The 14,218-nt window shown below is 67.1% G+C and carries 12 protein-coding genes; 8 read left to right on the top strand and 4 right to left on the bottom strand.

Annotated elements, in window-relative coordinates; genetic code table 11:
* Window positions 1–9: 9 nt before the first annotated feature.
* From ACXAGF_RS03710 to ACXAGF_RS03675, 8 genes are all read left to right on the top strand, one after another.
* Window positions 10–2,250, top strand: a complete 2,241-nt coding sequence (locus ACXAGF_RS03710; protein ID WP_475014566.1) for a glycosyltransferase family 2 protein — start codon at window positions 10–12, stop codon at window positions 2,248–2,250.
* The gene (locus tag ACXAGF_RS03705) at window positions 2,247–3,086 is read left to right on the top strand and encodes a class I SAM-dependent methyltransferase (protein WP_475014564.1); all 840 of its coding nucleotides are present in this window, start codon (window positions 2,247–2,249) and stop codon (window positions 3,084–3,086) included. Before ACXAGF_RS03710 ends, ACXAGF_RS03705 begins: the two co-directional genes overlap by 4 nt.
* Window positions 3,083–4,336, top strand: a complete 1,254-nt coding sequence (locus tag ACXAGF_RS03700; protein ID WP_475014563.1) for a glycosyltransferase family 4 protein — start codon at window positions 3,083–3,085, stop codon at window positions 4,334–4,336. Before ACXAGF_RS03705 ends, ACXAGF_RS03700 begins: the two co-directional genes overlap by 4 nt.
* A gap of 66 nt (window positions 4,337–4,402) precedes the next feature.
* Window positions 4,403–5,044: a hypothetical protein gene (locus tag ACXAGF_RS03695; RefSeq protein ID WP_475019203.1), complete on the top strand. Its 642-nt coding sequence runs from the start codon at window positions 4,403–4,405 to the stop codon at window positions 5,042–5,044.
* Window positions 5,045–5,110: 66 nt separating this feature from the next.
* The gene (locus ACXAGF_RS03690) at window positions 5,111–7,297 is read left to right on the top strand and encodes a hypothetical protein (RefSeq protein ID WP_475014562.1); all 2,187 of its coding nucleotides are present in this window, start codon (window positions 5,111–5,113) and stop codon (window positions 7,295–7,297) included.
* The gene (locus ACXAGF_RS03685) at window positions 7,294–8,613 is read left to right on the top strand and encodes a glycosyltransferase family 4 protein (protein WP_475014561.1); all 1,320 of its coding nucleotides are present in this window, start codon (window positions 7,294–7,296) and stop codon (window positions 8,611–8,613) included. Before ACXAGF_RS03690 ends, ACXAGF_RS03685 begins: the two co-directional genes overlap by 4 nt.
* Before the next feature lie 16 nt (window positions 8,614–8,629).
* Window positions 8,630–9,817 (top strand): polysaccharide pyruvyl transferase family protein, encoded by a 1,188-nt coding sequence (locus ACXAGF_RS03680; RefSeq protein WP_475014559.1) that lies wholly within the window; start codon window positions 8,630–8,632, stop codon window positions 9,815–9,817.
* 17 nt (window positions 9,818–9,834) lie between these two features.
* Entirely contained in the window at window positions 9,835–10,719 is an 885-nt protein-coding gene (locus ACXAGF_RS03675) for a UTP--glucose-1-phosphate uridylyltransferase (RefSeq protein ID WP_475014558.1), read from the top strand.
* A 96-nt stretch (window positions 10,720–10,815) separates the two neighbouring features.
* Here the strand turns inward: ACXAGF_RS03675 and ACXAGF_RS03670 are convergent, their stop codons facing one another.
* From ACXAGF_RS03670 to ACXAGF_RS03655, 4 genes are all read right to left on the bottom strand, one after another.
* The gene (locus ACXAGF_RS03670; protein ID WP_475014557.1) at window positions 10,816–11,766 is read right to left on the bottom strand and encodes a hypothetical protein; all 951 of its coding nucleotides are present in this window, start codon (window positions 11,764–11,766) and stop codon (window positions 10,816–10,818) included.
* 209 nt (window positions 11,767–11,975) lie between these two features.
* Entirely contained in the window at window positions 11,976–12,989 is a 1,014-nt protein-coding gene (locus ACXAGF_RS03665; RefSeq protein WP_475014555.1) for an aldo/keto reductase, read from the bottom strand.
* Between the two features lie 48 nt (window positions 12,990–13,037).
* Window positions 13,038–13,334: a putative quinol monooxygenase gene (locus ACXAGF_RS03660; protein ID WP_475014554.1), complete on the bottom strand. Its 297-nt coding sequence runs from the start codon at window positions 13,332–13,334 to the stop codon at window positions 13,038–13,040.
* 72 nt (window positions 13,335–13,406) lie between these two features.
* Complete coding sequence (locus ACXAGF_RS03655) at window positions 13,407–14,207, bottom strand: type 1 glutamine amidotransferase domain-containing protein (protein WP_475014553.1); 801 nt, start codon at window positions 14,205–14,207, stop codon at window positions 13,407–13,409.
* Window positions 14,208–14,218: the final 11 nt, after the last annotated feature.

Below are 14,218 nucleotides of genomic sequence, written 5' to 3'. Positions count from 1 at the left end.
GGACAGCGCGTGACGTTCGACGATACGACGACCGCCGACGGCGACTTCAGCAAGGCAAGGACCTTCCGGATCGGCACAGACCTGGCCATGCTGGTCTGGGATCGCCCAGCAGACCTGCCCGCCACCACGCGGTACACGCTGTCCCTGCCGCAGAAGCCGGTACCGCTCGTCAGCACCACGCTTCCAATGGGCGACGGCCGGCAGCGCATCTGCTGGGCCCTGCGACCGGGCAAGGCGCCGGTCAGCCTCCACATCTGCACGCCGGAGGGCAAGGTCATTCAGGCCACCGTGATGCCGCCGGCGCCGGCGCTCCCGCCGCTCGATATGGAAGCCCTGTTTGCGGAACTCGCGCAGGAGGTTCGCACCAAGTTTCTCGGCACTCTGCTGACGGTATGGCGAAGCGCCTTCCGGGTCACCCATGACCCGTTCTTCAGCATGATCGTCGAAGATGCACTGCACACGCTCGTGCCTGCCCCGCGGCCGGCGACCATGGTGTGCCAGATCGCGCCGGGGCGCCATCTGATCGAGACGGCCATCAGCCCCGATCTGGGCGACGTCACGGCGATCTATTCCATCGGCCTTGCCTCGGTCTCGCCCTTGCCGCTGCGCTTCGTCGTCGGCCGGCCGGCAAGGCAGGGCTCGAGGACCTGTCACATCGTCGCCGAGACCGCGGCGCGCCCGGTGATGATCGTGCTGTTGAGCAGGCATGGCGCCGCCGTGCGCGCCCTTGTCGACGGCGGCCCGCGCTTTCCCGGTCTTCGGGCCTGGTGGGCCGAAAGCCTGGATGCACCGGAACTGCGAGAACTGGTCGTGCGCAGCCTCTCCGCCTATCCCGAGGGTGGCGCAACCACGGCGATCGACCTGCAGTTGCGGTCCCCCTTGCCGGCGCGCCGGGTCGCAAAGTCGGCGATGCGCCCGTCCGGCGAGATCGACCTCGCGCTGGCGCTGCCGGATGGCCTGCTCGCCGGCGGCTGGTATGCGGCCTCGTCGATGCTTGCCGGAATCGACTACCTGAAGGAGGACGGCACCGCGGTGCCGCTCGACGGCAACACATACCAGTTCCCGGCCTGGGCGCGCGGCCGGAACGAGGACGACAAGACCCACGTCACCGGCTTCGTCGCCCGGGTTCCGTTGACGGAGCCGCCCGGGCCCCTGCTGCAGCCGCGTTTCCAGATGCGCCTTGTCTCGGGGGCGGTGCAGCCGCTGGTGCCGAAGCCGCAGCCGTACGAACCCGTCACCCAACGAAACCACATCTTGCGCGCGGTACCGCCGCAGCACGCGATCGACGGCGCGTTCCGGACCATCCTGGCCCCCGCCCTGCAGGACGTCGAACGACGGCTTGGCCGGACAATCGAGGTCGATCACACCAAGGACTACGGGCTGCCGCTCGACGCACCGCTCGTTTCCATCGTGGTTCCGCTCTACCGCGTGCTGGATTTCCTGAAGTTCCAACTCTCCGGCATGGCGACCGATGCCTGGCTGGCGGGCAATGCCGAGATCATCTACGTGCTGGATTCGCCCGAGATCCAGGACGAGACCGAACATATGCTCGGCGGCCTGCATCTCCTGCACGGCCTGCCGATGAAGCTGGTGGTGATGAACCGCAATGGCGGCTACGCCCGGGCCTGCAATGCCGGCGCCCGCTTCGCCCGCGGCTCCATCCTGGTGATGCTCAATTCGGATGTCGTGCCCTGCGCGCCCGGCTGGCTCGAGGTGCTGGCGCGGCGGCTGCTGGAGGAGGGCAAGCTCGGGGCAATCGGCCCGAAACTGATCTTCGAGGACGGATCGCTGCAGCATGCCGGGCTCTATTTTGGCCGCGACCGGCATGGCACCTGGCTGAACCATCACTACCACAAGGGCATGCCCGGCGACTATGCCCCGGCACAACGGGCCCGCCTCGTTCCCGGCGTGACCGGAGCCTGCCTCGTGAGCCGAAGGGACGTCTACGAACTCGTCAACGGCTATACCGAGGACTACGTGATCGGCGACTACGAAGACAGCGACCTCTGCCTCAAGATCCGGCGACTGGGGCTGCAGATCGCCTATGAGCCGGCCGCGTCCCTGTACCATTTCGAGCGCCGGTCGATCCGCCGCAGCCAGGACTACATGCGCGGCGTGGCGAGCCAGTACAATTCGTGGCTGCACACGCAGCGCTGGGATGAGGACATCACCGAACTGATGACGACCCAATTCGGCACAGACCTGATTCCCACCCCGCTGCAGACGGTTGCCGAAAGGAGCGCGGCATGATGGAAGCGACGCTCCTGCACAGCGCCCGCCCCAGGCGTCTGGTCGACGAGGACCGCATCCGCTGGCTCGCCGAAGCGGTGTTGCGGAACCGCTTCCTGCCGCAACCCGAGCCCGACAACGTCTTCGTCGGAGACGGCGACTTTCGCGCCATCGGCGCCGAGTTCATCGGCCATTTCATACGCGTCGGGGGCCTGCGCGAAGACAGCCGCGTGCTCGACATCGGTTGCGGCATCGGCCGGATGGCCGTCCCCCTCACCCAGTATCTGGATCCGGAAAGGGGCCGCTACTGCGGGATCGACCCGGTCGAGGGCGGGATCGGCTGGTGCCAGCGCACGATCACGCCGCACTATCCCAACTTTGCCTTCCGCCGGCTCGACATCGCCCATGAGCTTTACAACCCCAAGGGCAGGCTCAGCGGCGCCGCGCTGAAGCTGCCCTTCGCCGACCGGCATTTCGACTTCGTCATCATGACCTCGGTCGTCACCCACCTGCCGCCGGACGAGGTTCTCGTCTACCTCCGCGAGGTAAGCCGGGTACTGGTGCCGGGCGGCCGCCTGTTCATGACGGCTTTCGTGGTCGACCGGATCGCGGCCGCCAACGAGACCGGGCGGCGCGATCCGCGGCTCGCCTTCACGCGCGACGGCGAGGGACCGTGCTGGTTCGTCCCCGACCTGCCGCGCCTCGCCGCGGTCGGCTTCGACGACGGGTTCCTGGACGGTGCGGTACGGCAGGCCGGGCTCTCGCTGGCACTGAAATCCCTGGGCCACTGGCGCGGCACGAACGCGAGCCACTACCAGGACTTCCTCGTGGCCAAGCGCCGGGGAGCGGAGCGATGAGCAAGCGCATTCTGGTGGCTGCCCACAACCATCCCTCGCTCCATCCCGGCGGCACCGAAATATTCGCCCACGACCTCTTCCGTGCCTATCAGCGGGCCGGTCACGAGGCGCTGTTTCTCGGCGCCACCAACCAGATCCACCGCGAGGCGCGGCCAGGCACCAGCTTCCAGGGGGTCGGGCCCGCGGGCGACGAACTGCTGCTGTGGTCGGGGCACTTCGACCGCTTCTTCATGAGCCAGATCGACCTCTATGGCGTGGTGCCGGACCTGGTGGAACTGCTGCGCGATTTCAGGCCGGACATCGTCCACCTCCATCACCTGCTCCTGCTCGGGGCCGAGTTCCCGCACATCGTCCGCCGCACCCTGCCCCATTGCCGGATCGTCATGACGTTGCATGACTACTATCCGATCTGCCACCACGACGGCCTAATGGTCCGCACCGGCAGCCGGGAGTTGTGCCACACGGCCAGCCCAGACCGCTGCCATGCCTGCTTCAAGGACATACCGCTCGACCGCTTCGCCTTGCGAGAGCAGCATCTGAAGGCGCTGTTGAGCGCAGTCGACCATTTCGTCGCCCCGAGCGAGTTCCTGCGGCAGCGATATCTCCAATGGGGACTTTCGGCGGATTCGATCAGCGTCGTTCCGAACGGCATTCCGGTGCGCGCGCCCGTCGCGGACCGCGGTCCTGCGGCGGACGGGCGAGTGGTGTTCGGATATTTCGGCAATCTCAACCCCTGGAAGGGCGTGACGGTGCTGCTTGCGGCCGCGCGTCAGCTGATCGCCGACGGCCTCGACTTCGAACTGCGCGTGCATGGCGGCGCCCCGTTCCAGAGCCGGGACTTCGTCGAGGAGATCGAGCGCCTGTTCGCCGAGACCGCTCCAGCCGTGCAGCAGCGCGGCCCGTACCGGCGCGAGGACATTGCCGAACTGGTGGCCGCGGTCGACTGCACCATCGTCCCGTCAATATGGTGGGAGAACGCGCCCCTCGTCATCCAGGAGGCACAAGCGTTGGGTCGACCGGTGATCGCCAGCGCCATCGGCGGCATGGCCGAGATGGTCGAGAACGGCGTCAACGGCCTGACCGTCGCGCCCAACGACGCACGGGCCCTCGCGGCCGCGATGCGCCAGGCCATCGAGACGGCGGGCCTGCTTCGCACCCTCTCCGCCAATGCCCGCCGCCCCGACGACATCGACACCACCGCGCGCCGCTACCTCGAACTGATCGAGACGGCGCGGGCCCAGGCAGCATAGGAGAGATCCGTGGCCAACACCGCTGAAAAGCCCGACGCCGCCCCCGAGCAGGACAACACGAAGCCGATGAACGGGCGTGTCGATGCCATCGACACGGGCCGCATATTCGGCTGGGCATTCGACCCGATGGCACCCGACAAGCGGCTGGCCATCCGCGTCCTCCTCGACGGCAAGGTGATCGCCGAGGCGGTTGCCGACCGCGAGCGCCCGGACCTGCGCCGCAACGGCATCGGCGACGGCAGGCACGCCTTCGAAATCGCCTTGCCGGAACCGGCGCACGCACGCACGAGCGAACTCGTCGTCGTTGCGCTGAACGCACACGGCGCCGAGCAGGCCTTGCGCGTGCCCCGACCCGACGAGCAGGCGGCAGAAGCCCTCATTGCGGCCCCGCTGGCGAAGGTGCTCGACAAGCTCGACCTGCTGATGGCGGCGCAACGCCAGCTTCAGGTGTCGCAGCGCTCGCTGCAGCGCACGCCGCAGATCGACGATTCCGAGCCCGCGACCGCCGGCCGCGCGGATATCAGCCAGCGGCTGAACGAGCTCGACGCCCAATTGATGCGCCTGGACGGCGTGGTGGCCGGCATGGAGAAGAACCTCCACGCCCTGCAGAAGCGCAAGCACGGCGAACTGAAGCCACTGCTTTTGCTGCTGTTCGTTCTCATCGGCTTTGCCGCGGGCGGGGCCCTCGGCCTGCTGGCCCGGATCTGACGCAGGAGACTGCCGTTGTTCGTTGCAGACCATTCACCTCCGCCGCCCCCGCGTCACAGGACCGCCATGTCCGGCGCCAGCAGGCCGCTTCGCCCCGGCCGGGTCGTTGCGTGCGTGCTGGACGAGACTGCCGTACTCGTTCTCGGCATCGGCAGATCCATGGCCGGCGCGGTGACGGTAGAGATCGACGACGAACCCGGCGGCCAGCACACCGCCCACGTGACGGGCTGGAAACTGTCCACGCCCACGCCTGTGGCAACGCACGGCTTTGCGGCACTGGTTCCGGCAACCGGCACCGGTCGACCCTTGACGGCGCTCAGGTTCGGGGGACCCGACGGCGTGCGCTGCATGCTGGCGCCCCGGCCGGTGCCGCCCGGCGAGGTCGCCGCCCTCGTCGCAGACCTCGGCGGCAGCCAGGCCGGCCCCGTGATCGACCGCCTCGTCGACCTTCTCATGGACGGCACGACCAACCACCGCCGGCTCGCCGCCGTCGCCGCGCTGCTGCACGCGGCCCGGGGTAGCGACGGATACATCGAGCTGATCGGTGCCTGCCACGAGGGCGCGCTGCTGCTGCAGGGCTGGTGCCACAACCTGGCACCGGGGCGCTGCCAGATGGCGTTGGTCGGCGACGGAGAGGCGGTGCGCGCCGAGTTCGGGATGGCGGCCTTCTCCCGTTCCGACATTCCCGAGGGCGGCTCGGGCATGGTCGGTCTGATCCCCGCCCCAAAAGCGATCAGGCCCCACGGCATCGAGGGCATGGTGTTTCAGGGGCGCGAGGGCTGGCGCTATGTCGCCGTCCATCCCAAGAGACGCATCAGCGGACCGCTGGAAACACCCGAGCACATCCGTTCCGTGCTGCTGAGGACGCAAAGCACGCCCGACATTCTGCTGTCGCTGCGGTCCGCTGCGAACAGCTTCGAGGGAAAGGAAACGGTGTCCGGATTGCCGGTGCCGGTTCGCATGGGAATGGACAGCGTCTATGAGACCGACGGCGGCAGCCTGCTGCTGTCGGGCTGGCTGCTCGATCCCGACAGCCACGTCGCGGTGGTGAAGTTGTGCCGGGGCAGCGCCTCGGTCAGGCTCGACGAGCGCTGGACAAGGCTCGATCGCCGCGACGTCTCGGACAGCTTTCAAGACCAGCCGCCATTCGCGCGCGCGCTTCGAAGCGCGGACCATGCACACGGCTTTGTCGTCCAGGCCCATGTTCCCGGCGAGGATGCCGATGCGCCGCTCTATCTCGAACTGACCCTGCAGGACTCGCGGCGAGCGTTCCTGCCGCTGACGACCACACGGGTGCCGCCCCGCGTGGCGGCGCTGCGCCAGATCGATGCGATCGATCCGACGGACTGGGCGATGCCGGCGATCGTCGCCGCACAGATCGTCCCGTTCCTGAGCACGGCCGGGCGCGCGGCGCCATCGGTTCGCACGGTGCTGGACGCCGGCTCGTTCGACCCGGAGTCCGGCCCGCCGATCGTCATCGGCTTCGCCGACAGCGAGGCTGACATCAATCCGCTGCTGGCGCTGCTCGCTCTCGACCCCGAGACACGAAAGGCTCCCCTCGTCGTGGCTATGCCCAGCGAACGATGCCAGCAGCAGGCCTCCCGTCTGGAGGAGCTTGCGAAGTTCTATCGCCTGTCGCTCCGGCTGGTCGCGGCACGGGGCGCCAGCGATCTCTACGATCTGCTCGAAGCCGGCATGAGGGCCGTGCGTTGCGAGACCGTCGTGTTGCTGTCCGGCTCGCTGCTGCCGCGTGGCAAGGGGTGGTACGGCAGGCTGGTGGCGGCCGAGGCGGCGCTGAAAGGCAGCATCGTCTCGCCGGTTCTTTCCTACGAGGACCTGTCGGTTCGATGGGCGGGAAGCTGGATCGCCCCCGACGACGGCGACCATCCACTGACGGGCCGCTATGCCGGCTACCCGCTCAAGGCGGTGACCGAGTTGGACCTGACGCGGATCGCGGCTGCCTCGCTCGAATGCTGCATCCTGCCCCGCCGCGCGGCCCTGAGTGCGGGCGGCTTTTCCGGGGCCTACCTCGGCTCGCACGACAAGGGGCTCGATCTGGGCCTGCGCCTCGGCCGGTCCGGCATCGACTGCTACCTGTTGCCGACGGTCCAGATGTGGAGTTGCGACGATGCGGCGCTTTCGCGAACCCCGGCCATGGCGGCGCTGGTGACCGAGATCGATGCCAGGCTTTTCAAGGACCATTGGTCGGCCGCTCTCGCCGCCGACAGGCTCCTGCAGGAGAAGAACGCATGAGCGAGCAGCTTCGTGTCCTCATCGTGTCGCATGGGCATCCGTCGGTCTCGCTGGGCGGCGCGGAGCTCGCCTCCTACAACCTGCATCGCGGCCTCAACGCGCTGCCGAACGCAGAATCGGTGTATCTCGCCCGCGTCGGCCATCCTGTTCCGCGGCACGGCAGTTCGGCGCTGATGAGCCTGCGCCAGGGCGAGAACGAGGTCCTGTTTCACACCGCCGACTACGATCCGTTCCTGTTGTCCAACGGCGATACGCAGGCCATCCGTCGCGACCTGCTGCGCTTTGCCCGCGATCTGAGACCGCACATCGTCCATTTCCACCACGTGCTGGGTATCGGGCTCGAGGCGCTGTACGCCTTTCGCGACGCGCTGCCGCATGCGGCGATGCTCGTGACCTTCCATGAATATCTGTCGATCTGCCACAACCACGGGCAAATGGTGAAGAAGCCGTCCGGCCAGCTTTGCGACCAGGCCTCGCCGATCGCCTGCAACGGGTGTTTTCCGGATATCCCGGTCTCTCGCTTCCTGAAGCGGGAACGCTTCGTTCACGGGATGCTGGACCTTGCCGATGCCTTCGTCTCCCCCAGCGCGTTCCTGGCCGACCGCTACGCCGGCTGGGGCGTCGATCCTGCCAAGCTCCGCGTCATCGAGAACGGGATCGTCGTTCAGGACGCCGTGCCGGCGCGCGAGCTGGCGGCGCGGAACCCGCGCCGCAATCGGTTCGCCTATTTCGGCCAGATGACGCCGTTCAAGGGCGTCGATGTGCTGGTCGACGCCGTGGCGCGGGTGCCGGAGGACATCTGGGGCGAAGACTCCTGCCTGATGATCTTCGGCGGCAATCTCGAACGTCAGCCGATCGAGTTCCAGGAGCGCATGAAGAAGCTCATCGCCGATGCCGGTCGCCGCGTGCGCTTCTACGGAGCCTACCAGAACGCCGACATGCCGCGGCTGATGCGCTCCGTCGACTGGGTGGTCCTGCCATCGATCTGGTGGGAGAACTCTCCGGTCGTGATCCAGGAGGCACTGCTGCACCGCCGGCCAATGCTCTGCTCCGACATCGGCGGGATGGCCGAGAAGGTGCGCGATGGCAAGGACGGGCTTCATTTCCGCGCGGGCAGCAGCCAGGATCTGGCCGACCGCATTGTCGAGGTCCTGGTCGATGCACAGGCCTGGAACCGGCTGCGGGCGACGATCAGGCCGCCCTACGACCACGTCGCCTGCGCGCGAGAGCACGCCGACCTCTATCACGACCTGCTGCGCCAGAAGCTCGAGGCCGCAATGGCGGACCGCCCCGAACTTCTGGCGCAGGCGCTGTAGGACCGGGGAGGAAGCGTTGGCACGCGTCTTGGTCATGATCCCGTCCGGCGAGGTCTACGCCCACGACAATGTGCGCTGGTACCAGCATCAGGACGTCCAGCGGCATATCGACCGCTACCACAACATCGGCGATGCCTTCGTGTTCGACTCGTCTCTGAAATTGCTGCGCTACGAGGCGCTGGGGGTCCTGGAGATCTCCGAGTTCAATCCGGATGCAGTCGATCGCCTGCGCGAGGAGTACGACTACGTCTTCCTGCGCGGCTCCAACTACATCCATGAATCGATGGACTGGGAGCAGGCCGTGCCGATCCTGAAGCGGCTCGGCCTGCCGGTCATCGGCTTCGGCATCGGCGCCCAGGCACCGGTCGCGGGCAAGCTCCAGCTCTCCGATGCGACGCGGGCGCTGCTGCACCTGATGGCGGACTCGACCGTTTCGATCGGCGTGCGCGGCGGCTATTCGGCCCAGGTCCTCTGGGACATGGGCATCCGCAACGTCCGCATCGTCGGTTGCCCGACCGCCTTCCGGCGCAACGACCCCGAACTGCGGATCACGCTGCCGGCGCTGGAGAGCGTCGGCAGGGTCGGCGTGACGATCCGCCGGGAGGTCTCGCCGACCTATGCCCGTGACATCGAGCGCTATCTGACCCTTCATCGAGACCTCGCCAAGGCGATGGCGGGCCGTTTCGACGTGGTGCTGATGGCCCAGGGCGAGGTCGAGGAAAAGAAGCTCGTGCTGGGGACCGCAGCCCAGCGGGAAGAAGCGATCACGGCGCTGAGAACCGATCCCTGGACGGGCTCGTGGTATCTCGATGTGGCAATGGAACGGCTCTACCGTGAGCGGCTGTTCTATTCCGATGTCGTGGCGGACTACGAGAGACTTGCCTGCTCGCTCGAACTCGTCCTCGGCTATCGGCTGCACGGCAACCTGATGGCGCTCGCCAACGGGGTGCCGTCCATCTACTTCACCTATGACAGCAGGACGGTAGAATTCGCCGAGACGTTCCGGATCCCGAGCTTCGATGTCTTTGGGAACGATACGTTTGATCTTGACGAATACTGGGACCAGGCCCGGTTCGACCAGTATAACCGCGCATGGTTCCACACCTATGGCGAGATGCACCGCTTCCTGACGGAAAACGGCGTCGATCACAAGATGATCGATACCACAAAACCCCTGAGAAACACCCTTCGCAGGGTCGCATGAACTGGAGGTCTACCAACATGCAGACGAAAATTCGCAAGGCGATCATCCCGGCTGCCGGCTTCGGAACGCGAATGCTGCCTGCCACCAAGAGCATTCCGAAGGAGCTCCTGCCGGTCGTCGACCGGCCGATCCTCGACTACATCGTCGCCGAGGCGATCGCCTCGGGAATCGAACACGTCATCATCGTCACCGGCCGGATGAAGGGGGCGATCGAGGACTACTTCGACCACGCCTTCGAGCTCGACGTCTGCCTTCGCAATGCCGGCAAGCACGTGCTGGCCGACAAGGTTGCGCAGAACACGCCGGGCGCCGGCAGCATCTCCTTTGTCCGGCAGCAGCAGCCGCGCGGTCTCGGGCATGCCGTCTGGACCGCGCGTCAGATCGTCGGCGACGAGCCCTTCGCCGTTCTTCTGCCCGACATGCTGATGGTCGACGAGCAACCCTGCCTGAAAGCGATGACGGATCTCCATGCGCGCCACGGCGGCAATGTCATCGCCGTTGAAAAGTGCCTGCCCGAGGAGGCCCACAAGTTCGGAATCGTCTCGCTCCGGCCGACCGCCGACGGTCCGCTCGTCACCGGGCTGGTGGAGAAGCCGGCGCCGGGGACGGCCCCGAGCAACCTGTTCATATCCGGGCGCTACATCCTGCAGCCGGAGATTTTCGACCTGCTGGAGAACCAGACGCCCGGCGCCGGCGGGGAGATCCAGCTGACCGACGCCATGATCGCGCTGATGCAGAGCCAGGATATCCGGCCGTTCGAGTTCTGCGGTCGCACCTTCGACTGCGGCACGCCGGCCGGCTTCGTCAGCGCCAACCTGCACATGGCCCTGGCCCGCGCCGATCTCGCCGGTTACGTCGACCTCGAGATCGAGGCGCTCCGCACGGCCCGGCGGGTCGCCTGATCGGGCAGGCCCGGCGCATCATGCGCCGCTGACCGGAAGGTGGCCTCCGCCCCGGCGCGGGCCACCTGCAACTGCCGTTGGACCTTCCCGGAAAACCTAGCCGCTCACCGCCGTCCCGCCGTCGCGGGCGAGCCGGAGCTCGAGCTCGTGGCGCCGGCGGAGGAAACCCGCATTGGACGGCTGGCCGGCCACGGCCTCGGCCAGCGTGTCGCGCGCCCGGGCAAGCTCGCCATCGCGAATATGGCGGTTGGCCCGATGGTAGAGAAAGTTGGCGCGCTCGATTGCCGAGAACCCCTCACCAAAAGATGCATACAGCCGGTCGGCCAGGGCGCGATGGCGGGCGATCGCCGTGACGGCGAGCTGATAAGGCCGCATCGGCGCTCCGACGCGCGCGGTGCGCGCCAGGGCGCGCAGACCGGCTCGGTCGTCCGCGCGGCAGGCCTCGATCAGCGACAGGCCGCGCGCCGTTCCCGCAAAGGCGCGGACGGTCCCGTGCCCGGTCATGTGCACAGGAACAAGATGGGTCTCGGCCTGGAGCGCCGCGATCCGTTCGGCGTGCCGCCGGTCGGCGGCGTGGAACGGGTCGTAGAAGAGATAGGCGCGGCCGCTCGCATGGTCGGGCGCGACAGCCATCCCGGCGTGAAGCTCAGGCGAGAAGTGGCGCGCAAACCTGCCGTCGAAAGGGACCGCAGTCGGATCGATCGAGGCTTGCGGGCAGAAGGCGACGGCAACCGTCGCATCGAGACGCCGGCGATACCTGAGCGCTGCGTAGCCACCTTGGGAATGCCCGTAGAGAATGCGCTCCGGCGCGGCGCGCAGGATCGGAGCGGCCGCATGCACCGCCTTGACCATGCTGGCCGCGGGGAACCAGTTCGGCCGGCGGCTGATGAAGCCCAGCGCGGCGATGTCAGCCTTGTCGCAGAAACGCTGCGCCCAGAAGCGGCTGCCGTTGGCCTGCATTTCCATCTCGTTGAAGGTGACAAGCAGATAGGGTGAGGAGCCGGGACGGTGGATCACCTCCAGATTCTCGTCCGAGAATACGATCATGCCGCCCCCTTTTTATTTCATAATTTGAACTATTATTCTGCAATATTTCAATATTTTTGCTCATTTCTGCAGACTATTACTCAATTCCCAAGCGACATCAACTTCAACCCATCAATTGCAAAGGGAATTACAAGGTATACTTCACCACCCTAAACGCAACCAACCCGCCGGCCTGCGCCGACGGGTCACGGTGGGCCGACGCCTTTTCCTCAGCCGGCGACCGGCAGCGGCGCGGCCGGATCGACCAGTCCGGCCGCGCGCAGGTCGCGCCAGAAGGCGGCGGGGACCTTCTCCTCCAGAGCGGCGCGATCCTCGGCGATCCGGCTCGGTTGGCTGGCCCCCGGAATGACGGCGGCGACCGCCGGATTGGCCAGCGAGAACTGCAGCCCCGCCGCCTTCATGCTGATGCCGTGTTGATCGGCGAGGGCCTTGATCCGCGCGACTTTTTCGAGGATTGCCGGGGTTGCCGGCGCATATTCGAAGTTCGGGCCGCCGACGAGCGCGCCCGAGCTGTAGGGCCCGCCGACGACGATGCCGAGCCCGCGCTCTGCCACCTTCGGCATCACGCGCTGCAGGGCACGCTGGTGGTCGAGCAGGGTATAGCGGCCCGCGAGCAGAAAGCCGTCCGGCCGCGGTCCCTCGAGTTCGAGCAGAAGCTCGATCGGCTCGACCCGGTTGACGCCGAGCCCCCACGCCTTGATCACCCCCTCGTCGCGCAGGCGGTCAAGCACCTTGAACGCCCCCTTGCGCGCGCTCTCGAACATCGAGAGCCATTCGTCGCCGTAGAAGTCCTGGGCAATGTCATGGACCCAGGCGATCTCGATGCGGTCGGTCTGCAGCCGCTTCAGGCTGTCCTCGATCGAACGCAGCGTCGCCTCTTCAGAGTAGTCGTTGACGATCCGGTTCGGCCGGCCGTGCTTGAAGACATCGCCCTTCTCGCCGAGATCCCGGGCGCTGACGTCCTCGATCTCGTCCAGGATGACGCGGCCAACCTTGGTGCTGATCACGTACTGGTCGCGCGGCTTGCCCGCAAGCGCCTCGCCCATGCGGATTTCGGCAAGGCCCGCACCGTAGAAGGGGGCATTGTCGAAGAAGCGGATACCATCGTTCCAGGCCGCCTCCACGGTTGCCAGCGCTTCCTGTTCGGGAATGTCGCGGAACATGTTGCCGAGCGGGGCAGCGCCGAAGCCGAGCCGTCCCGGAAGAATGTCCTTGAGTGCCATTTTCCTGTTCTCCATCCAGATGTCCGGTGTGGTCACGATGCCGAGGTCTCAGGCGACCTGGGCGGGCTCGAGCACCAACGCCGTGCGCTCGGCGAGGTCGTTGATGCGCGAGAGGTAGGTATTGAAGTGCGGCGTCGCGCGGTGGGCGGCAACGGCGTCATTGTCCGTGTAGAGTTCGTCGAGGACGAAGCGTGTCGGCACGGACTGGTCGCGCCAGATGTCCCAGCGCAGGTTGCCCGGCTCGGCCCGGCAGGCCGGAACCATGCCGCGCAGCAGCGCCTCCAGTTCGGCGGCCTTGCCCGGCCGGGCGGCGAGGATTGCCGTGATCTTCACGGGAGGGGACATTGCGAGCGTTCCTTTCTCCATCCAGTGCCGTCGCCAGGCGACGGCGGGCCGCCGGCGACGATGCCTTTGCGGTCATTCGGCCGCCACGTAGCGATCGAGCGCGGCAACCAGCCTTGCGGCGAGCGGACGGTCCGAGCGCGGATTCTGGCCGGTGATGAGTTCGCGGTCCTCGACAACATTCGGCTCGAAGTCGGTCTCGGTGGTGACGACATCGCCGCCGGCGGCCTGCAGCGCGTCGACCATGTTGAAGTAGAGCCTGGCGTGCAGGACATGGTCCTCGACGACCTTTTCCTCGCTGTTGGAGAACACCGTCATGCGGTATCCGGCGTATTGCCAGCCCCTGGCCCACTCTGCCGCGCTGTCGACGGCGCCGGCGACCAGCGCGGCGCGAAATTCGCGGGCGTGCGGCATGGCCGAGACGACGGCCATCGGGCCGTGGCAGAGAAGAGCAGTGGGCTTGGCGCGCTCATGGAAGTGGCGCAGGATCTCGCCCGTGTCAGGGTCCTGCATCAGGTCGACCACCGGGGCCTGGCCGCCAGGCACGAACACGCCGACGTAGTTGTCCAGCCCCTCCTCGATCACCGAGCGCAGCGTGCGTACCCGGGTCATCGCCGGATCGTCGGCAAAGAAGGCCTTCGCCGCGTCATAGGCGGCCTGATCGCCGCCGAAATGCTCGACGCTGTCCGACGCCTCATCGATGTGCGGCTTGGCACCGCTCGGCGTGGCGAGGACCACCTCATAGCCCGCCGCAATCACCGCCAATGCCGGCACGACCGTTTCATTGAGATACTGGCCGGTTGCTGCGGTCCGTCCGCCCTGGATCTCGATCCGCGTGGCGTTGGAACCGATCACAAGCACTTTACCCTTGCTCATTGAAGCCTCCA

It is taken from the genome of Mycoplana sp. ABR4_002 (genome assembly GCF_056159645.1).
The sequence above is the reverse complement of the archived record's forward strand: the minus strand, read 5'-3'. Positions and strand labels throughout refer to the sequence as shown.